This is a genomic window from Sphingobium limneticum, from assembly GCF_008710165.1.
Lineage (GTDB): Bacteria > Pseudomonadota > Alphaproteobacteria > Sphingomonadales > Sphingomonadaceae > Sphingobium > Sphingobium limneticum.
In genome coordinates this window covers 259,712-280,752 of the sequence record NZ_VYQA01000001.1, presented here as the reverse complement: position 1 = coordinate 280,752, position 21,041 = coordinate 259,712, and the positions used below count along the sequence as shown (strand labels likewise).

General features: G+C 63.6%; 16 protein-coding genes. 5 read left to right on the top strand and 11 right to left on the bottom strand.

Annotated features, from left to right (window positions below; genetic code table 11):
- Window positions 1–73: 73 nt before the first annotated feature.
- Entirely contained in the window at window positions 74–994 is a 921-nt protein-coding gene (locus tag F4U95_RS01050; RefSeq protein ID WP_120253150.1) for an ROK family protein, read from the bottom strand.
- A 144-nt stretch (window positions 995–1,138) separates the two neighbouring features.
- On the bottom strand, window positions 1,139–1,990 hold the full coding sequence (locus F4U95_RS01045) for a LysR family transcriptional regulator (RefSeq protein WP_120253149.1): 852 nt from the start codon (window positions 1,988–1,990) through the stop codon (window positions 1,139–1,141).
- Window positions 1,991–2,078: 88 nt separating this feature from the next.
- Here F4U95_RS01045 and F4U95_RS01040 point away from each other — a divergent pair, with 88 nt between their 5' ends.
- From F4U95_RS01040 to F4U95_RS01020, 5 genes are all read left to right on the top strand, one after another.
- On the top strand, window positions 2,079–3,224 hold the full coding sequence (locus tag F4U95_RS01040; protein ID WP_120253148.1) for an isovaleryl-CoA dehydrogenase: 1,146 nt from the start codon (window positions 2,079–2,081) through the stop codon (window positions 3,222–3,224).
- Entirely contained in the window at window positions 3,221–4,822 is a 1,602-nt protein-coding gene (locus tag F4U95_RS01035; RefSeq protein WP_120253147.1) for a carboxyl transferase domain-containing protein, read from the top strand. Before F4U95_RS01040 ends, F4U95_RS01035 begins: the two co-directional genes overlap by 4 nt.
- A 5-nt stretch (window positions 4,823–4,827) precedes the next feature.
- The gene (locus tag F4U95_RS01030) at window positions 4,828–6,672 is read left to right on the top strand and encodes an acetyl/propionyl/methylcrotonyl-CoA carboxylase subunit alpha (protein ID WP_120253580.1); all 1,845 of its coding nucleotides are present in this window, start codon (window positions 4,828–4,830) and stop codon (window positions 6,670–6,672) included.
- 134 nt (window positions 6,673–6,806) lie between these two features.
- Window positions 6,807–7,259 (top strand): MaoC family dehydratase, encoded by a 453-nt coding sequence (locus tag F4U95_RS01025; protein ID WP_120253146.1) that lies wholly within the window; start codon window positions 6,807–6,809, stop codon window positions 7,257–7,259.
- The gene (locus F4U95_RS01020; protein WP_120253145.1) at window positions 7,256–8,092 is read left to right on the top strand and encodes an HpcH/HpaI aldolase/citrate lyase family protein; all 837 of its coding nucleotides are present in this window, start codon (window positions 7,256–7,258) and stop codon (window positions 8,090–8,092) included. The genes F4U95_RS01025 and F4U95_RS01020 overlap by 4 nt, the downstream gene beginning before the upstream one ends.
- Before the next feature lie 135 nt (window positions 8,093–8,227).
- On the opposite strand, the gene F4U95_RS01015 is transcribed toward F4U95_RS01020, so the two are convergent.
- The 9 genes from F4U95_RS01015 to F4U95_RS00975 all read right to left on the bottom strand — a co-directional run bounded on the left by F4U95_RS01015 (window position 8,228) and on the right by F4U95_RS00975 (window position 20,836).
- Window positions 8,228–8,578 (bottom strand): dihydroneopterin aldolase, encoded by a 351-nt coding sequence (locus F4U95_RS01015; protein ID WP_120253144.1) that lies wholly within the window; start codon window positions 8,576–8,578, stop codon window positions 8,228–8,230.
- Window positions 8,578–9,435 (bottom strand): bifunctional 5,10-methylenetetrahydrofolate dehydrogenase/5,10-methenyltetrahydrofolate cyclohydrolase, encoded by an 858-nt coding sequence (locus tag F4U95_RS01010; RefSeq protein WP_120253143.1) that lies wholly within the window; start codon window positions 9,433–9,435, stop codon window positions 8,578–8,580. Before F4U95_RS01010 ends, F4U95_RS01015 begins: the two co-directional genes overlap by 1 nt.
- A gap of 3 nt (window positions 9,436–9,438) precedes the next feature.
- A complete protein-coding gene (gene purU, locus F4U95_RS01005) occupies window positions 9,439–10,296 on the bottom strand; it encodes a formyltetrahydrofolate deformylase (RefSeq protein WP_120253579.1) in 858 nt (285 codons plus the stop codon).
- Window positions 10,297–10,325: 29 nt separating this feature from the next.
- Window positions 10,326–11,189: a methylenetetrahydrofolate reductase gene (locus tag F4U95_RS01000; RefSeq protein ID WP_120253142.1), complete on the bottom strand. Its 864-nt coding sequence runs from the start codon at window positions 11,187–11,189 to the stop codon at window positions 10,326–10,328.
- A gap of 351 nt (window positions 11,190–11,540) precedes the next feature.
- Window positions 11,541–13,700, bottom strand: a complete 2,160-nt coding sequence (locus tag F4U95_RS00995) for a dipeptidyl-peptidase 5 (RefSeq protein ID WP_120253578.1) — start codon at window positions 13,698–13,700, stop codon at window positions 11,541–11,543.
- A 191-nt stretch (window positions 13,701–13,891) separates the two neighbouring features.
- Entirely contained in the window at window positions 13,892–15,445 is a 1,554-nt protein-coding gene (locus tag F4U95_RS00990) for an alkaline phosphatase D family protein (protein ID WP_120253140.1), read from the bottom strand.
- Between the two features lie 26 nt (window positions 15,446–15,471).
- The gene (locus F4U95_RS00985) at window positions 15,472–16,593 is read right to left on the bottom strand and encodes an alkaline phosphatase (protein ID WP_232016285.1); all 1,122 of its coding nucleotides are present in this window, start codon (window positions 16,591–16,593) and stop codon (window positions 15,472–15,474) included.
- A gap of 14 nt (window positions 16,594–16,607) precedes the next feature.
- Window positions 16,608–17,603: a phospholipase C/P1 nuclease family protein gene (locus tag F4U95_RS00980; protein WP_120253138.1), complete on the bottom strand. Its 996-nt coding sequence runs from the start codon at window positions 17,601–17,603 to the stop codon at window positions 16,608–16,610.
- A 68-nt stretch (window positions 17,604–17,671) separates the two neighbouring features.
- Entirely contained in the window at window positions 17,672–20,836 is a 3,165-nt protein-coding gene (locus tag F4U95_RS00975; protein ID WP_246171458.1) for a TonB-dependent receptor, read from the bottom strand.
- Window positions 20,837–21,041 lie beyond the last annotated feature (205 nt).

Below are 21,041 nucleotides of genomic sequence, written 5' to 3'. Positions count from 1 at the left end.
TTCGTTATTCAATGACTTGGATTTAAACGCGCTGCCTGAACAGCCGCTTTGGCCTGTCCAACTCGCTGTCGCATCAGCGCAGCCGAGCGGCCTCCAGCGCATCCATCGCCAGCGCCACCGCGCCCAGCGGCCCGGCCTGATCGCCCAGCGCCGGCGGGCGAACGATGCTGCCGATCGTTGCCTCGGTAACGAAGGGCAGATAGCCCGCCAGCTGCGCCACCACCTTTGCCCGCACCCGCTCCAGCAGGTCGGTCCGCCCCATGCCCACGCCACCGCCGATCAGCACCTGGCGGGCCGCCGTGGTCAGCAATATCGTACCGACCATCTGTGCGATATCATGGGCGACATCATCCCAGCGCGGATCGTCGGCCGCGATCCGGTTGCCTGCCACGCCGAACCGCTTCGCCAGCGCCGGCCCGGATACCAGCCCCTCGATACAGTCGCTATGGAAGGGGCAGGCCCCTTCAAAGCTGTCGTCCGGCGCCCGGCGCGTCATGATATGCCCCAGTTCCGGATGCATCGCGCCATGGAGCGGCCGGCCATGCAGCGCGAAGCCCGCGCCCAGGCCCGTGCCGATGGTGATGTAACACAGGCAATCGGATGGCCCATCGCCCTCCGCCCCCGCACCCCAGCGGACCTCGGCCAGCGCCGCGCCATTGACGTCGGTGTCGATCGCGGCGGGGCAGGGCAGCACCCCCGCCAGCGCGCCATAAATATCGGCGCCGGTCCAGCCCGGCTTGGGCGTCGGCAACATATGGCCGAAATCGGCCGCCGCCCGGTCCAACCGCAGCGGCCCGAACGATCCGATACCCAGCGCTTCGAACGGCCCCGCCTCATGCCAGCGCCGCAACAGCGCCGCCGCCGCGCTCAGCGTCTCCTGCGGCGTCGTGGTCGGGATCATCACCCGCTCCTCGATCGTCCGCCCCCGCGCCCGCAAAACGAAAACCTTCGTCCCCCCCAGTTCGACACCGGCCAGATAGGGCAGCGTACTCATGCGACGAGGCCTGAAAGGAGGGTAAGGAAGGACATGATGCTTGGCGCCCGAAAATGGAAATTCCGGCCCCTCATAGGCAAATGCAAGCGCCCCCGCCAGTTCCCGTCAGACGATGCGCCGCCAAACTGCCGATCGGCATATCCGCTACCCAAATGCCGCCGCCAGCGCGCGTAGTAGGCCATGGTCGGCCAGTCCTTCATCCGCCAGCGTGAAGCCCAATGTCCGGCGATGATCGAAGCCGGCCAGCGGCACATGGGCGACATCAGGGCTGCGATAGCAATCGGGCATTACCGTCACGCCCATGCCCGCCCCCACCATCTGCAACGCACGCTCGTCATTGGTGGTGCGTAGCGAGAAATGCGGCCGCACGCCGCGCTCCAGAAAATGCCGGCTGGTCTGCGATAGCAATTCGCAATGCCGTCGCACGATCATCGTCTCCTGCCGCAGATCCTCCGCATCCAGTTGCGTCCGGCCGGCCAGGGGATGGTCGGCCGCCATAACCATGGCATAGGCTTCCTCCGCCACCACCTGCTGTGCCATCGACTGTGCGCCCGGCCGCAGAATGCTGAAGGTCGCGTCGATCCGGTCGCGCGCCAGCATCGCGGTCAATTCGCGTTCGCTGGCGAAGGCGATTTCCACCGGCCCGCCGCCCTCCGCCCGATAGGCCCGCGCCGCCTGCGCGACGATCGTGCCGGCTATGCTGCTCAGCACGCCGATCCGCACCGGCCGCGCCTGCGCGATATCGGCCATCGCGCCCAGCGCCATGTTGAACTCCCGTTCGATCCGCCGGGCATGGGTCAGGAAGCGCGTGCCGGCCTGGGTCAATTGCACTCGCTGGTTGGTGCGGGTGAACAGTTGCCGTTGCAGCGCGTTCTCCAGCTTGGATATGCCTGCCGACAGGGTCGGCTGCGACACATTGCAATGCACCGCCGCGCGGGAGAAATTGCCCTGATCGACCACGGCCAGGAAATAGCGGAGAAGATAGCGTTCGATCATAGGTTCCATCTATACACTGATATGGGACTGTCAATTTTCCAGCCGGCGCCGGCTGCGCTAAGAAGGTGGCAATAGGAGAGAGACGCCGATGACCGATTTCGATTTTGCGCTGGGCGACAATGCCGACATGATCCGCGACAGCGCGGCCCGTTTCGCGACCGACCGTATCGCCCCGTTGGCGGCCGAGATCGACGCGAAGGACTGGTTCCCGGTCGAACTATGGCCGGCCATGGGCGAGCTTGGCTTGCACGGCATCACCGTGGCGGAGGAAGATGGCGGCCTGGGCCTGGGCTATCTGGAACATGTCGTCGCGCAGGAGGAAGTCGCCCGCGCCTCCGCCTCCATAGGTCTAAGCTATGGCGCGCACTCCAATCTGTGCGTCAATCAGATCCGCCGCTGGGCCAATGCCGAGCAGAAGGCGAAATATCTCCCCAAGCTGATTTCCGGTGAGCATGTCGGCAGCCTTGCCATGTCGGAAGCGGGCGCGGGCTCCGACGTCGTCTCGATGAAGCTGAAGGCGGAGAAGAAGGGCGACCACTATATCCTGAACGGCACCAAATTCTGGATCACCAACGCGGCCTATGCCGACACTTTGGTCGTCTATGCCAAGACGGGCGAGGGGTCGAAAGGCATCACCACCTTCCTCATCGAAAAGGGGATGAAGGGCTTCTCCATCGGCCAGAAGATCGACAAGATGGGCATGCGCGGATCGCCGACCGCCGAACTGGTGTTCGACGATTGCGAAGTGCCGGAGGAGAATATCATGGGTCCGCTCAACGGCGGCGTCGGCATCCTGATGAGCGGCCTCGATTATGAGCGCACCGTATTGGCGGGGATCCAGCTTGGCATCATGCAGGCCTGCCTCGACACCGTCCTGCCCTATATTCGCGAGCGCAAGCAGTTCGGTAAGCCCATCGGCGCCTTTCAACTGATGCAGGCCAAGGTCGCCGACATGTATGTCGCGCTCAACAGTGCCCGCGCCTATGTCTATGCCGTCGCCCGCGCCTGCGATTCCGGCAAGACCACCCGCTTCGACGCGGCCGGCGCGATCCTGCTGGCCAGCGAGAATGCGATGAAGGTCGCGCTGGAAGCGGTGCAGGCCTTGGGCGGCGCGGGCTATACCAAGGACTGGCCGGTCGAACGCTATATGCGCGATGCCAAATTGCTGGATATCGGCGCTGGCACCAATGAAATCCGCCGCATGCTGATCGGTCGGGAGTTGATCGGAGCATGAGCGCCCCCGTGCTCGACAGCAAGCTGTCGCCCGACAGTGAGGCCTTCCGCAGCAACGCCGCGCAAAACCGCGCGCTGGCGCAGGAACTGCGCGAGCGGGTCGCGACCGCCGCGCAGGGCGGCTCGTCCAACGCCCGCGAGAAACATGTCGCCCGCGGCAAGCTGCTCCCCCGCGATCGTGTCGAGCGGCTGCTCGATCCCGGCTCGCCCTTCCTGGAAATCGGCCAACTTGCCGCCAACGGCCTCTATGGCGACGAAGTGCCCGGCGCCGGCCTCATTGCCGGCATCGGCCGCGTGTCCGGTCGGCAGGTGATGATCGGCTGCAACGACGCCACGGTGAAGGGCGGCACCTATTATCCGCTGACCGTGAAGAAGCATCTGCGCGCGCAGGAAATCGCGCTCGAAAACCGTCTGCCCTGCATCTATCTGGTCGACAGCGGTGGCGCGAACCTGCCCAATCAGGCGGAGGTCTTCCCGGATCGCGACCATTTCGGCCGCATCTTCTACAACCAGGCAAACCTGTCCGCGCGCGGCATCCCGCAAATCGCCTGCGTCATGGGCAGCTGCACGGCGGGCGGCGCCTATGTGCCCGCCATGTCGGACGAAACGGTGATCGTCCGCAATCAGGGCACCATCTTCCTCGCCGGCCCGCCGCTGGTGCAGGCCGCGACCGGCGAAGTGATCAGCGCAGAAGACCTTGGCGGCGGCGACCTGCATGGCCGCAAGTCCGGCGTAGTCGATCATGTCGCCGAAAATGACGATCATGCGCTCACCATCGTGCGCGACATCGTCTCGACGCTCCAGCCCGATCGTCAGCCCGACCTCAACCTGCGCGATCCCCGCCCGCCGAAATTCGACGCCGCCGACCTTTATGGCATCATTCCCGACGACGTCCGCGCGCCCTATGATGTGCGCGAAATCATCGCCCGCATCGTCGACGGCAGCGAATTTCATGAGTTTAAGCCGCTCTACGGCACTACGCTCATCTGCGGTTTTGCCCATATCTGGGGCATGCCGGTCGCGATCCTTGCCAATAACGGCGTCCTGTTCAGCGAAAGCGCCCTTAAGGGCGCGCATTTCATAGAACTCGCCTGCCAGCGCCGCATCCCTTTGCTCTTTCTCCAGAATATCTCCGGCTTCATGGTCGGCGGCAAATATGAAGCGGAGGGGATCGCCAAAAATGGTGCGAAACTCGTCACCGCCGTCGCCACCGCGCAAGTGCCCAAGATCACCGTGCTGATCGGCGGCAGCTTCGGCGCGGGCAATTACGGCATGTGCGGCCGCGCCTATGGCCCGCGCTTCCTCTTCACCTGGCCCAACGCCCGGATCAGCGTGATGGGCGGCGAACAGGCCGCGAGCGTTCTGGCGACCGTCCACCGCGACGCTGCCGTATGGAGCGCTGAGGAGGCCGAAGCCTTCAAGGCGCCGATCCGCCGCAAATATGAGGATGAAGGCAATCCTTATTATGCGACCGCGCGGCTGTGGGACGATGGCGTGATCGACCCGGCTCAGACTCGCAACGTCCTCGGCCTCGCCTTCGCCGCCGCGCTGAACGCCCCGGTCGAAGACCGCGCGCAATTCGGCATTTTCAGGATGTAATGACGATGATTCAGTCCCTCCTCATCGCCAATCGCGGCGAAATCGCCTGTCGCATCATCCGCACCGCGCGTGCCATGGGCATCCGCACCGTCGCGGTCTATTCCGATGCGGACGCCAACGCCCTGCATGTCCGCTCCGCCGACGAAGCCGTGCATATCGGCCCCTCGCCGGTGCGTGAATCCTATCTGCTGGGTGACCGCATCATCGCCGCCGCGCAGCAGACCGGCGCGCAGGCCATTCATCCGGGCTATGGCTTCTTGTCCGAAAACGCCCAGTTCGCGCAGGCGGTGCAGGATGCCGGCCTCATCTGGGTCGGCCCCAATCCCGCCAGCATCACCGCCATGGGCCTGAAGGACGCGGCCAAGCAATTGATGCAGCAAGCGGGCGTCCCCACCACGCCCGGTTATCTCGGAGAAGACCAGTCACCCGACCGGCTGAAGGCGGAGGCCGACGCGATCGGCTATCCCGTCCTGATCAAGGCGGTCGCCGGTGGCGGCGGCAAGGGCATGCGCAAGGTGGATGATGCCGCCGACTTCGCCGACGCCCTGCTCTCCTGCCAGCGCGAAGCCGCCTCCAGCTTCGGCAATGACCAGGTGCTGCTGGAAAAGTGGATCACCAACCCGCGCCATATCGAAGTGCAGGTCTTCGGCGACAGCCATGGCAATGTCGTCCATCTGTTCGAACGCGACTGCTCGCTCCAGCGCCGTCATCAAAAGGTGATAGAGGAAGCGCCTGCGCCGGGCATGGACCCGGAAACCCGCGCGGCTGTCTGTCAGGCGGCGGTCAATGCGGCGAAGGCGGTGGATTATGTCGGCGCCGGCACGATCGAATTCATCGCTGATGGCGGCGACGGTCTGCGCCCCGACCGCATCTGGTTCATGGAAATGAACACAAGGCTTCAGGTCGAACATCCCGTGACGGAAGAGATTACCGGGCAGGATCTGGTCGAATGGCAATTGCGCGTCGCATCGGGTGAACCATTGCCGAAAAAACAGGAAGAACTGTCGATTAACGGCTGGGCGATGGAAGCGCGCCTCTATGCCGAAGACCCGGCCAAGGGTTTCCTGCCGTCGATCGGGCGGCTCGACACGTTCGAACTGGGTCACGGGTGCCGCATCGATACCGGTGTCGAACAGGGCGCGGAAATCTCGCCCTTCTACGACCCGATGATTGCCAAGGTGATCGCCCATGGCCCCAGCCGTGATGCAGCGCGCCGTTCGCTGGCCGCGTCGCTGGACGATACGGCTATCTGGCCGCTGCGCACCAATGCGGGATTCCTCGTCAAGGCGTTGGAGCATCCGACTTTCGTCGCGGCGCAGCTGGATACGGGCCTGATCGGGCGAGAGGGAGACGCGCTGCTCCCGCCGCACCATCCGTCCGACGAGGCGCTGGCCGACGCGGCAACGGTATTGGTGTCGGGAGACGGCTTGTCGGGTTTCCGCCTCAACGCCCCGATCAGGGCGGAGGCGGCCTTCTTGCTCGATGGCGAAGCCGTGACGATCCGCTTTGATCCGCGCGATGGAACGGATGATGGCGAAGCCCTGGAAGATGTGCTGATCGCCGAAGGTGGGCAGGTCTGGCACCTGACGCCTTGGCGCGCGAGCGGCGGCGCCGGCGGCGCGGCATCCGATGGCGCCATCCTTTCGCCCATGCCCGGCCGCATCATTGCCGTTGCCGTGACGGCGGGGGACAAGGTCGCCAAGGGGCAGAAACTGCTGACCTTGGAAGCGATGAAGATGGAGCATAGCCTGGTCGCGCCATTCGATGGCATCGTCGCCGAATTCAATGCAGCGCAAGGCGGTCAGGTCAGCGAAGGCGCTTTGCTCGCCCGGATCGAAAAGGACGAATGATCCTGTCCTACAGCGGGCGCTCCGGCCTATGGTGGTCGCCGCCAGCTCTGGTGGAAGGGTAGTTCGATAATGTCCTGTTTTCGACATAAAATGTCGAAATTGGCGGGAAATGTGCGAAGTTAAGGGACGACGATATGGCAGGCAGATATTTCGACCAGTGGCAGGTGGGCGACCGGATCGTCCATGACATCCGTCGTACCGTGACGGAGACGGACAATCTCCTCTTCACGACGATGACCCATAATCCGCAGCCCCTGCATCTGGACGCCGAAGCGGCCAAGGCCAGCGAATTCGGCCAGATCCTCGTCAACGGCACCTTCACCTTCGCGCTGATGGTGGGCCTGTCGGTGGGCGATACGACGCTTGGCACGCTGGTCGCTAACCTTGGCTATGACAAGCTCGTCATGCCCAACCCCGTCTTCATCGGCGACACGATGCGCTGCGAAACGGAAGTGACCGATCTCAAGCCCAGCAAGTCGCGCCCCGGCGCGGGCATCGTCACCTTCACCCACCGCCTCTATAATCAACGGGATGAGGTCGTGTGCCAATGTCTGCGCATGGCGCTGCTCAAAAAGTCCGACGCATGACGTTGCGCTCGCTGCTCTTCGTGCCGGGCGACCGGCCCGATCGCTTCGCCAAGGCAGCGGCCAGCGGTGCGGACGCGCTGATCCTCGACCTGGAAGATTCGGTCGCTTTTGAGAGCAAGGGAGAGGCGCGCGGGGCCGTGGCCGAATGGCTCGCAGGGGATCGGCCGGTCCCGACCTTCGTGCGCGTCAATCCGCTGGACGGCGACCAGACGCAAGCCGATCTGGCCGCCATACTGCCGGGCCGTCCCGATGGCTTGTTGCTGCCCAAGGCGGAGGGTGCGGCCAGCGTAGAGGCGTTGCTTGGGCTGCTGGGCGACGTGCGATTGCCGATCCTGCCGATCGCGACGGAAACGCCCGCCGCCATCTTTCAGTTAGGCAGCTATGCGACGGTTCGCGATCATCTGGCCGGCCTCACCTGGGGCGCGGAAGACCTGCCTGCCGCGATCGGCGCAGCAACGTCTCGCGAGGAGGACGGCCGCTATACGCCGCCCTATGAAATGGTCCGATCGCTCACCCTGTTCGGCGCCCATGCAGCCGCAACCGCCGCGATCGAGACGGTCTTCCCCCGCATCGACGCGCCGGACGCCTTGGCCGCCTATGTCGCCCGTGCCCGCCGCGACGGCTTTACCGGCATGATGGCGATCCACCCGGTTCAGGTCGCCACGATCAATGCCGGCTTCACGCCAACACCTGCCGAACTGGCCCATGCCCGCGCCATCGTCGACGCCTTCGCCGCCCATCCCGGCGCAGGCGCATTGAAGCTGGACGGCAAGATGATCGACCGCCCGCATCTGGTGCAGGCGCGTCGCATCCTCGACCGGGCGGGGGCTTGACCCCGAGAAGCTATGAAGCTGAGGCATATAATGCGTTCCCCGGCGTAGGCCGGGGTCCAGTTCCAAGCTCTGAACTGGACCCCGGCCTACGCCGGGGAACGGAAGGATATAGATTTACATCAATGCCCGCCGATATCAGTCCCGGCTAACCACGACCTCGACCCCCGCCAGCCCGCGCGTCAGGGCGAAAGGCTTGTCGACATTGACGCAGGCCTCCACCACGCCCGGCCAACTGAGGCATTCCTCGCCCAGTCGCTGGGCAAATGTCTCGATCAGCGGGATATGCACTTCCGACATGGCTTCGGCGGCGCGGACGATCCGGCGATAGTCGATCGTTTCGCCGATCCCCTCGACCGCACCGCCATCCAGCAACAATTGGACGGTGATGACCAGCGGTTGGCGCCGGCCGATCTCGTCCGGATTGATGCCGATATCGGCCAGTAAAGGCAGATCCTTCACTCGAACTCTGGTGGTGACGGATGCCATCAGCCTATGCTCCTCTGCGCGGCGGTGACGGTATTGCTGAGCAGGCAGGCGATCGTCATCGGGCCGACGCCGCCGGGCACCGGCGTCACCGCCTTGGCATGATCCAGTTCATGGGTCGCGCAATCGCCCACGATCCGGCTGTTGCCGTCATGATCGACAACGCGCGTGATGCCGACGTCGATCACGACCGCGCCCGGCTTCACCCAATAGCCGCGCACCAGATGCGGCGCGCCCGCCGCCGCCACGATCACATCGGCGGCGCGGGCGATATCGGGCAGGTTGCGCGTCTCGATATGGGTAACGGTGACGGTCGCTTCCCGCTCGAGCAACAGCATGGCGACGGGCTTGCCGACGATATTGGATTTGCCGATCACCACGACGTTGAGGCCGCGATAATCGTCGATCACGCTGTCCAGCAGCAGCATGATGCCCAGCGGCGTGCAGGGCACCAGGCTTTGCGAACCGGTCGATAGCCGCCCGACATTGACCGGGTGGAATCCATCGACATCCTTGGCCGGGGATATCCGGTCCAGCACCCGGGCCGCGTCGATTCCGGCCGGCAGCGGCAACTGCACCAATATGCCATGCACCGCCGGATCGGCGTTCAACCCGTCGATCAGGTCCAGCAGCGCCTGCTCCCCGCAATCGGCCGCCAGTCGCTTTTCGATGGAGCCGATGCCCGCCTTGCGACATTCGCCGATCTTGCGCCGGACATAGATTTCGCTGGCGGGATCATGTCCCACCAGTACCACGGCCAGCGCCGGATCGATGCCGTCGGCCTTCAGCCCGGCGACGGCATCGGCGGTCCGCTCGCCCAGCGCGCGCGCCATCGCGCGCCCGTCGATAAGCGTGGCCATGGATCAGCCCCGGAAGACGACGGTGCGCGACTCGTTCATGAATACCCGGTCCTGCAGATGCAGCCGCACCGCTTCGGCCAGCACGCGCCGTTCGATGTCGCGGCCACGGCGCACCAGTTCGTCGGGTACGTCGGCATGGCCGATCATCTCGACATCCTGATGGATGATCGGACCTTCGTCCAGGTCGGCGGTGACATAATGGGCGGTCGCACCGATCATCTTCACGCCCCGCTCATAGGCCTGATGATAGGGCTTGGCGCCCTTGAAGCCGGGCAGGAAGCTGTGATGGATGTTGATGCAGCGGCCCGACAGGAAAGCGGCCAGATCGTCGCTCAAAATCTGCATATAGCGGGCAAGGACGATCAGGTCCGCGCCGGTTTCGGTCACGACCTGCTTGATCTGCGCCTCTTGGCTGGCCTTCGTGTCCTTCGTGATCGGGAAGTGGAAGAAGGGCATGTTGCCGATCATCGAGGTGTGCAGCACCTCGCGCGGATGGTTGGAAATGATGCCGACCACATCCATCGGCAGTTCGCCGATCCGCTGGCGATAGAGAAGGTCGCCCAGGCAATGGTCGAACTTGCTGACCATCAGCACGACCTTCTTGGGCGCGGCCTGATCGGTCAGCGACCAGTCCATGTCCGCGTCCTGCGCGATCGGCGCGAACCCGTCGCGCAGGCCGTCCAGCGTCTCGCCCGCGCCGGGCTTGAACGCGACGCGCATGAAGAAGGTGTTGTTCATCGCATCGTCGAATTGCTGCGCATCGACGATATTGCAGCCCCGCGCCGCCAGATAACCGGCGACCTTCGCCACCAGGCCCGGCTTGTCGTCGCACTGAAGCCGCAGCGTATAGATAGTCGTCACGTCAATCTCCTCCCGCTCACCCATCTGCGTCAGTGCGCGCGGGCATAGTCGTTGATCCAGGCCACCGTCTTTTCCAGGCCGCCAAAGGGATAGAAGTGCAACCGCACCTTGCCATGTTCATCCCCCAGTGCCCGCTCGAACCGATCGACCAGCTTGTCAGGGCCGGCCGATCCGATCAGCTTCGTAATCGAAATTCCGTATTTTGCGAGCACGGAAGCGGATGCCCCGACACCGCAACGGGCGGCGAAGCGCATCAGCGTCTTGATGCCGGCGGGGCCGGGCACGCCGATGCGGACCGGTGCGCTGATACCACGGGCACGCAATTCGGTGAGCCAGGCGAGCACCGCGTCGGCATCGAACACGAACTGGGTGACGATCAGCGGGGCCATGCCGCGTGCTTCGATCTCGCTGCACTTGCTGGTCAGCACCGACCAGCATTGCTCCGGGGACATGTTCGGATGACCCTCCGGATGGCCACCAATGCCGATGGCGCGGATGCCGGCCCGTTCGAACGCGCCGCTGGCGATCAACGCGCTGCTGTCGAAATAGGGGCCTTCGGGTTCGGACGGGTCGCCGGCAATCACGAAGCAGCGCTGCACATCCGCTTCCGCCACCGCGGCGGCCAGATAATCCTCGAACTCCGTTGTGGAGGTGATCCGACGCGCGGAAAAATGCGGCATGGGTTCAAAACCCAGGCTGCGGACCAGCTTCGTCGCGGCGATGCGGGCGGCAAAATCCTCGCCGGGCAGGAAGGTGACGGCAACGGGCGTGTCGCGCGCGATGGCCGGCGCTGCCTCCCGCAGCGATTCCACATCCTTCGCCGTCATCTCCAGCGAATAGCCATCGACCATGTTGACGGGCGGACGTTCCCAATTCGGGTGAATGACCGGCATATTATCCCTCCAGCCTTTTTGCTTCTTGTACCTCCCTCTAAAGCATCGGATTAAATTCGCATAGACGAAAAATTCATAGATACGAAGTTATCCGTAATGGAGTGAGGCGAGTGGGTTTTCCGCCAGCCGCGCCGGGGGTTTGCCTGTCGCCTCGCTGAGCGAGTTGCACGCCCGCCGCGTCATGAACTTGTGGATTAGCCGATCGGGATGGTTGGATGGGGTCGAAGCACCATATGTTGCCACGCCGGGAGACGGCTCCGTCTAAACGACGCTTCGCGTAACCGCCCGTCACGTAAAACGCCGGCAGGACTTGTGATCCGCCGGCGTTCTTTCAGACTTTAAATGGACGGATTATTCCGCGCCGGGCGCGGCTTTTGCCGGGGTGGCGATCGGCCCGCCCTTTACCGCGGGCGCACCCTTCAGATAATGGGCCAGCCAAGCTTGGACCTCACGATAAAATTGGCGGCTGTCTTCGGGCTTGGTGATCCAATGCCAGGCATCGGGGAAGATGAGCAGGCGGCTGGGCACCTGCATCCGCTGCAACGTCGACCAGGTTTCCAGCGTATTCGACATGGGGACGCGATAGTCGCGCTCGCCAGCCGTCAGCAGCATCGGTGTCTTCCAGTCCTTGGCATAGGTGATCGGACTCTGGTCGCGCCACACCTTGCTGTCGCCCCAGGGCGGGCCGCCGCTCGCCACTTCGCGCCCATAGTTGAAGTCGCTGGTGCCCCATTGGGTCAGCAGATCGACTTCGCCCGCATGGCTGACGATACATTTATAGCGGCTGGTCGTGGCTTCCATCCAATTGGCAAGATGCCCGCCATAGCTGGCCCCACCGATGCAGGCATTAGCGGTGTCGATGAAGCTGTACCGCTTGCCCGCTTCGTCCACGGCGCGATTGATTTCCTCGGCCGGGCCACGCAGCGGGTCCAGCTTGATCGCGCGGGAGAAGGCTTCGCCATAGCCGGTCGATCCGGTATAATCGGTCATCAACACGACATAGCCCGCGCTCGCCAGCAGGTGATAGTTCCAGCGCAGGCCGATCTGGTCGGCGTTGGACGATGCCGGGCCGCCATGCATCAGCACCATCAGCGGATAGGACTTTGCCGGGTCGAACGCAGGCGGCGTCACGATCATATTATGGATGCGCCGCCCCTTGTCGCTGGTGAACCAGAAATGCTGTGGGCTGGACCAGTCGATCGTCGCGGCGAGCGCCGTATTGACGTTGGTCAGGTTGGTATGGCGCCCGGTTTTCGGATCGATCCGTACGATTTCGGCCGGGTTCACCGCGCTGCCATAGCTGGCGATCAGTTCGGTCGACTTGGCGTCCGACGGAATGTCGATCGCGCTATAGCCGCCGAACTTGGGCGCGACCACCAGTGCGGGTTTTCCGCCGGCAACGGGCAGGCGATAGAGATTTTCCATGCCTGCGTCCGGCACCGTCAGATACAGGGTACGACTGTCAGGCGTCACGGCAAAGCCGTCCACTTCGCGATCGAACGCGCCGGTCAGCAGCGTCGCGGCCCCGCCTGCGGGCCAGGCGATGCGATGCAGCCGCGCCAGATCATAGACATCCTCACCCTGACTGTTGAACTTGACGATCAGGCTCTTGCCATCGGGCGTGAATTTGGGATCGCCATATTCGCCCTGAACCGGCGTAGCCAGGGTCGGTTCGCCGCCATCGGCCGGCATTCGGTACAGGCCGTAATTGACCCGCGCATGCGCCGCATCCCATCGCTGTGTGGTGGCGATGAACAGGATTTCCTTGCCGTCGGGGCTCCAGAGCGGGGACAGGGTCATGCCACCGTCATTTTGCGGGCTGCCGCCAAAGCCTTCCGTTTGGGCCAGTTTCGTCGCGGACATCAGGTCGCGCGCCATCGCACCTTCGGTCAGAGGCTGCACCCAAAAGCTGGGCCGGCGATCGTCCAGCCAGTCGTTCCAGTAGCGGATCGGGAAATGTTCATAGACGCGCATGGAAAATTTGCGCGCCTTGCGCTCGTCCGCCGCCTTCTTGTTCGTCGCGGAATCCATCGCGCCGGGATAGACCAGAGTTTCGAACAGGATCGCTTGTCCGTCCGGGCGCCATTGCGGTCGGGCTGCGCCGGTAGGCACATCGGTCGCGCGCCGGGCCTCGCCACCTGCAAGGTCGAGGATGTAGATCTGCGCGACATCGTCACCTTCGCGCTTGGCCGAAAAAGCGATGCGGCGGCTGTCGGGTGCCCAGGCCGGGTCGCTCTCTCCCGCCTTGGTCGACGTCAACCGGCGTGGCGCCGCGCTGCCATCTGCCGGCACGATCCACAGATCGCTGACCGTTTCATCCTTCGCATAGGATGGCTCGCTCAGCGCATAGACGACCCATTTGCCGTCCGGGCTGGTCAGTGGCGCGCCGACCCGCTTCATCATCCACAGCGTTTCATGCGTCAGCACTTGCTTGGACTGCGCAAGCGCGGGTGCGGCGCCCAGGCCCGCGACCATCGCCGCGGACATTAGAAGATGTACGATCTTTCCCATCATCGACCCCATTTATAATGTCGGTGCAGCATCCAGGGGCCGCGCCGTTCCATGTGCTTTACCTTGAGGAAGAGGGGACGCGAGATGTCAACCCATTCGACCCGCGATCGCCGGGATTCCGTCGCAGCTTCTACTTCGCAATCGGCGATCGCGGCCGCGATATCCGACAGACGCTTCAGAAACTCAAAAAATCAGATCCGGTGTAGCCGGGGGGCATCCGGTTGCACTTCATAACGGACCAGTGATCGGATCGTCCCGCCCGGCCGTTCCACGACATCCATGACCTTCACGTCGGTCACCCACCGTTCGGGCGTAATATCGAACAGCTGATATCCCCGATAATCGGTATATAGGTCCAGATTGGGATTGTTGCGGAGCAAATGATCGAAGCCTTGATCGCCATGGCCATTGCCGCCCGATGAGATGGAGGTCGCCAGAAATTCCACGGCGACCGGCTTTTCATCCGGCGCATCATCGCGTTCGGGGACGACGCCGGCAGCATGTTTATGATGATCGCCGGTCGCGATCACGACATTGGTAAGGTTATGGCGGCGGATACTGTCCACAAGCCGTGCCTTGGCCGGCCGATAGCCGTCCCACAGATCCGTTTCGAACACAGGGCGCGATTGGCCGGGTGCGCGCACGTCGAATGGCATGACTATCACCTGTTGCGCCAACAGATTCCATTTGTGAACATTGTCCAGTCCCTGATCCAGCCATGCTTCTTGCGCACGGCCCAGCATGTCGGGGCTGTTATGCGCTTCCACCGTACAATTGTCGGCGCGGGCTATGTCGTTGCAGGACTGGTCGGTGCGATAGCTGCGCGTGTCCAGCACATGCGTACGCAGCAGCTGTCCATAATCGAGCCGTCGATAGGCGGTAATCCCCTGCGCGCCGGGCATCTGGGCGCGGCGGACGGGCATATTCTCATACCAGGCCTGATAGCCCGCCATGCGGCGGAGCAGGAAGATGTCGGGCGGCGTGCCGTCCTGATCATAGTCGCCCGCCCAATTATTGTCGACTTCATGATCGTCGAAGGAGGCGGCGAAGGCGCAGCTTTGATGGGCGGCGCGCAGATGCGGGTCGCTCTTATATTGCGCGTAGCGGCGGCGATAATCGTCGAGGCTGTAGATTTCGTCGCCGGCATGGTGGCGCACAGCCTTCGTATCTTCGGGGCGCCCGGCGCCTTCGTAGATATAGTCGCCATAGTGGAAGATGAGGTCGAGATCAGCTTCGCGCGCGAGCGCGCCCCAGACGTCGAACAGGCCCGCTTCCCAATGCTGGCAGCCCGCAACGGCGATGCGGGCACGATCGATGGCCGCGTCGGTGGCGGGCGCGGTGCGGGCCATGCCAACCGGGCTGACGTCGCTGCCCGCGACGCTGAAGCGATACCAATAATGGCGATGCGGACGCAGGCCGAACAGTTCGACATGAACGCTATGGCCCAGCTCCGGCCGGGCGAGCGCTTCGCCGCGGCGGATGATATGGGTAAAGCCCTGATCCTCCGCCACTTCCCATGCCACGGGCACGATCGCCTGCGGCATGCCGCCATGTTCGTCCAACGGCTTGGGCGCGAGACGCGTCCAGATGACGAACCCGTCGGGCCACGGATCGCCCGCCGCAACGCCCAGCGTGAACGGGTTTGCGCCCAGCGGACGGGTGAGCGTCGCTGCGCGAGCGGGCAGGCTGTTCAGGAGCAGCAGGCCAGCGCCCGATTGCAGGAGCGTGCGGCGGTCTATGGTCATGATGGTCTGTCCTGCGTGGAAGAGAGTTACTTGTCTTTTTTCCAGCCGAGCGCCGACATCATGATGTCGAACAGGCGGGTGTTGGGCATGAAGCCATGCACCTGATCCGAGCCGGGGCCGGAGGCGGCGACGATGACTTCTTCACCGGTATGGCTGTCTTCCACGCTGATGACGCCCGGCTTGGCCGGATCATATTGCTGGGCGAGCGGGGTGTCGCGCTTGCCGCCGGTCATGCGCAGGCCGAAACTATGGTCGGCGGTGAAGAGGATCAGCGTGTCCGGACCGGCCATGGCGCTGACACGGCGGATCATGTCGTCCATTTCGATGACATGGCGCATGCCGCCGAGCGGATCGTCGGTGTGCATGTCCCATTCGACCATCAGGAAATAGCCCTTGGGGTTGCGGGCGAGCTGGCCGATGGTCGCTTCGACGGCGGGCGTGGGCGCGAAGTCGCTGTCGCGCAGCACCGCCGTGCGCGGCGACGTGGCGATCAGGGCGGGGTCTTCGCCGAATGCGTAACCGGCCGTAGCGAAGGCCTTTTCCGGGGTGGTGCCCGCAGCGTTGAAGGCGGCTACGGCGTCCTTGCGACCCTTGCCCAGGATGATGTCGACGCCGTTGCCGAAGCGGGGTTTGAGCATCTGCGCGAAGATGTCGCCCTTGTTCGAGCGGGCGGCGACATGGGCGTAGTTGGCAGCGGGCGTCGCGTCCCAGATCGGCTTGTTGGTGACCACGCCGGTCGAAAGGCCACGCTGTTCGGCATATTCGAGCAGGCTCTTGACCGGCGTCAGCGCGCCGTCGGGGCCGGGGACCATCGACACCATGGCATTGTTGGTCTTGTGGCCCGTGACGATGGCGGTCATGCCGGCCGCGCTGTCCGTCACCCATTTGTCGAGCGCCGATGTGTCCGACAGAGCAACATGCGGCATCGACTGGATGAAGAGCGATTGCGGCTTGTCATGGGCGAGGATGCCCGCCGCGTTGATGGTCGATACGCCGCCTGCGTCACCCAGGAAGAGAATAATGTTGCGGGCCTTGGGCGCCTGCTTCGCCTCTTTCGCTTGTGCGGGGGCGGCCATGGTCGCGATCGCAGCAGCGGCGGTGAGCAGCATGGAGCGCAGGGAAAAAGCAGGGAAGGCAGGCATTGTCATCAAGTCCTTGGTTTTCAGGGCAGCGGCGCCGGGGCGGTGCCGGTTTCTGGGTCGTAATGGGCGTTGCCGGGATCTTGCGGGCGGGGATCGCCCTTGCCCGGTTTGGCGCTTTCGGCCCAAGCGCGGACCAGCAGGTCACGCAGCATGGCCGAACCTGCGGCGGCGCGGCGATAGACGAAATCGCGGCCTTCGCGGCTTTTGGGATCGGAGAGGATGCCGCGCTTTTCGAGCGCGAAGATGGTTTCGACGTCGGCGTTGCTGTCGGCGAGGAACTGCAACACATGGGTGAAGAGATCGCCATCCTGTCGGCCGGGCGCGCCGATGCGCTTGGTAAAATCGGCCGGTTGCAGGTCGATGGCGTCGGCATAGCCGATTTCGAACCCGCCATGGATGCCACCGGTGGTGACATAGCCCTTGGGATTGTCGCCGAACCAGCCTTCGCAATGGATGCTGGCATGGTGGGGGTTCGCGCCGTCGCCGATATAGTGCGACATCCATGCGGTGTAGAAGGCGAGCGTCCGTTCGATATTGGCCGTGGGTTCGCCGCGCGAGCGTTTGGCGCGTAGCGAGCGCATGCCCGCGACGATGCGGCCATAGCCTTCCATCACCGCATAAGGGAGCGTGCCGGTCCAGCGGACGTTGAGCCGTTCGGCGGCCTTGGGATCGGTGGCCTTCACCCGTTCATGCTCGCGGTAGAGGGCGAGGATGAAGGCGTGGCGCGAACGGGGGACGTCGGACCCGAAGAAGCGGAGACGCTCAAGGAACCAGGTGTGGTTGGGGTCTTCGTCGATCTTCGAAAAAGGTTCGGAGGAGGAGCGCCATGTGTCGGGCGCGCCCGCTTCTTCGCCGATATAGTCGGCATAGTTGCGCAGGAAGACGGGGCCGTCCGCGGGCAGGGTGTCGAGCGCGGCGAAATCGATCACCGCATGGCCGCGGCCGCCCCAGGCGAGGGCATCCGTGGCGGGAACGGTCGCGAGCAGCGACAGGGCGATAAGAGCAATTTTACGCATGGAAGGATCGTTTCCGTCAGGCAGGCAGAAACCGGCCGGGCACATGCTGCGCCCGGCCGGTCGGAAGATCAGAAATTATACGAGATGCCGACATAGGCGCGGCGACCCGCATAGATCGATCCGACGAAACGATCCTTGGTGTCATTGCCCAGATATTGCCACTCCTGCGACTTGGTAAGGTTGATGACCGAGGCCGTGAGCATTAGCCCGTTCATCAGTTCGTAGGAGGCGTTGAGATCCACCTGTTCATAGGGTGCGGTATAAGTGTTCAATCCTGATGACAGTCCGCCGACCACCGTGCCGCGCCGGTTGTAGGAGGCGCGCAGCAGCAGGCGCTTGGTTTCGTAGAAGACCGAGGCGTTGAACTGCGTCTTGGCGCTGCCCACCAGCGGCGAGGTGCCGACCTTCTGCCCGTCGAGCGTCACGTCCGCCGTCGAGGTGTCGTTCCAGGTGAAGTTGACCTGCGCGCCAAGCCCGAAGGGCAGGGTGTGCTGGGCGTAAAGTTCGACGCCCTGCGACACGGCGCTGGAGCCGTTGGCCACCGTCGAATAAGATTCGATCAGCACCTGCTGCCCCGCCACATCGCGGGTGACGTCCATCACCAGCGGCACGATGAAGTTCGACACATCCTTGCGGAAGGCGGTGGCGCCGATCACCGAACCGGGGCTGAAATACCATTCCAGGCCGATGTCATATTGCCATGCGCGGAAGGGTTTCAGCTGCGAATTGCCGCCGCTGCCCGACCAGCCCGCAAATTCCCCGAACTGGTCGCGGTCGAACGCATATTCGGGCGAGCGGTAGGTGAGCGAACGGGCACCCGCCAGATCGGAGATCGAAGGGCGCGCCACTACCTTCGCCACCGCGCCGCGCAGCAGCAGATTGGATGTGACGTCGTAGGACGCGTTCAGGCTGGGCAGGAAATCGGTGTAGGTCTTGCGTTCGTTGAGGCGGATATTTTCGATCACTTCGCGCTGGGTCAGCGGAAGCACCTGACAATTGCCGTCCGCGCCCAGCGGACGGTTGGGGTCGAACGGGCCGCCCGGACCATTGACGCAATAATCGATCAGGCGTTGCAGGCGGTCCGACGTTTCGTCTCGCTGCTTGGTGCGCACAACGCGCAGGCCGATATTGCCGCGCAGGCCGCCGGTGCCGAAATTGGCCTGGGCATAGCCGCCCAGCGCCTCTTCGCTGAGATAATAGACGTTGTTGGGTTCAGGCTCGCGGACCGATGGTCCATAGCGTTCGTTGATGATTTCCAGATAGCGCTTGAAATTGATGCCGGGATAGAGGTTTGCGCTGAAGCCGCCATTGATGTTGCCGATCGGCTGGCTGTAGAAATATTCCGGCTGCGCCACCGCGCCCTGCGGCGTGTTCTGATAGCGAATCTTGTTGGCGGCATCGGCATACCATTCGTTGCGGCCGGTTTCGCGATGCACTTCCAGCTTGCGCCATTTGCCGCCGAGCTGGATCGAGCGGAAGAAGCCGCCGTCATCGAAGCTGCGCGTCATGTCCAACTGCACATAGGGCTGGTCGATGGCGCTGTTGGTGAAGCTGCTGTTGGTGCCGCCGATGTCGATCTGGGCGATGCCGTTCATCAGGTTTTCCTGAAGGTTGGGCGAGAATTCCATCGCCACGCCCTTGCTGCCCAATGTCCATGCGCTCAGGAAATTGCCGTTCTTCTCCTGACCCGGCACGGTGATGCGCGGCTTTGCGGCGGCCTGGAAACGCAGCGATGGGCCGCCCTGCGACGCGGTCTTGCCGACCTTCAGCAGCGCGTCGAACCGGTCGCGCTTGTAGCGGGCTTCAGCTTCGAAGGTCTGGCTGTGCTGCTTTTCCTCGCTGTAAGAGCCGGTGAGGCGCGGGGTTTCCATCGTGCACATCGGCGTGCTGCCAAGGCAGGGCGATCCGGGCACCGCGAAGGTGGCGGACTTCATGACCGTACCGCTCTTGTCGAACACAGCGTCGCTGAAGAATTTGCCGTAACCCCATTCAGGGATCGTCAACTGATTATAGGTGAAGTCGCTGCTATATTGAAATCGGAAATAGTTGGCGGTGATGGTCAGGCTGTCGGTCGGGCGGAACTGGGCCGTCGCCTGAATGCCGAAGCGTTCGCGGTCCTGATCGAATATTTCGGTGCGGACCGATTGAGGTGCCCAGTAACCGGTATAATGGGTGCCATCATTGGTGCTTTGCCCGCCGCCGGTCCAGTAGGACACCGCCGCGTCATTGGCGATCGGCTTGCCGTTGACGTCGGTCGCGCGTTCCAGCACCTGACCGTTCGCGCCGCGGTCGCTCCACCAGCGCCATGTGCCTGCGGTCGAGCGCATTTCGCGGTTGGTGCGCTTCTGATAGACGCCGCCGATCAGGAAGCCGATGGTTTCATCGGCATTCTTCCACGAATATTGAGCGCCGATCTGCGGCTCGAACTTTTCGCTATTGTCCGAATAGGTACCCTCGGCCGAAATGAAGCCGGAGCCGGAAGGCACGTCGAAGGGACGGCGGGTGTTGAGGATGATCGTGCCGCCGATGCCGCCTTCCTCCAGCCGCGCTTCGGAGGACTTATAGACTTCGGTGCTGGCGATGAAATTGGCGGGCAGCATCACATAGTTGAAGGAACGCTGCGGATCGCCGCTATCGGCACCGGCCAGGAAATTGCCGTTGAGCAGGGTTTGCGTCAGGCCCGGCTGAAGGCCACGGATGCTGACGCGCGATCCTTCGCCGCCGTCGCGGGTGATGACGACGCCGGGCATCCGTTGCAGCGCGTCGGCGACGTTCTTGTCCGGGAATTTGCCGATGTCCTGCGCCGTGATGACGTCGACGAAGGCATTGGCCTGCCGCTTCTGCTCCAGGCTCTCCTCGATCGACCGGCGATAGCCAGTGACGACTATGGCGTCGTCGGCGGACTGTTCATTCGCGGCAGCAGGCGCGTTTCCCATATTGGTCTGCGCCAGGGCGACCAGCTGACCGTCATCACCCACCACGCGCAGGCCCGAGCCGGCGATCAGCAGCGACAGGGCAGCCTGACGGGTCATCGTGCCGCGGACGGCAGGGGCGGCCATGCCGCGAATTTCAGCCGCAGGATAGACGATCTTGATCTTGGCCTGCTTTGAGAAAGTGATCAGTGAAGCGCCCAGATCCTGCGCGGGTACATCGAAATAGACCGAAGCGGCCTGCGCCGGGCTGGCGACCAGCGCTGTTGTGGTCGCAAGGGCGGCAAGAAGCGAATGGGACATACGGAACGACATGAAAGATCAACCCCCGAAGAGCGCCATATTTGCGCGGTTCGGTGTGATGACGGGATTGGAAGGCACTGCCTCCAAGCCGGAGGAAAATAAATCTCCCGATCATTTGGTGGCGTGAAGACGCGGTCGTTTCGCGCTGCGTTTGCGACTGTTTGGAAATGCGCCCTTTGCCGTGCCGCATCGAAAATGCGCTCTT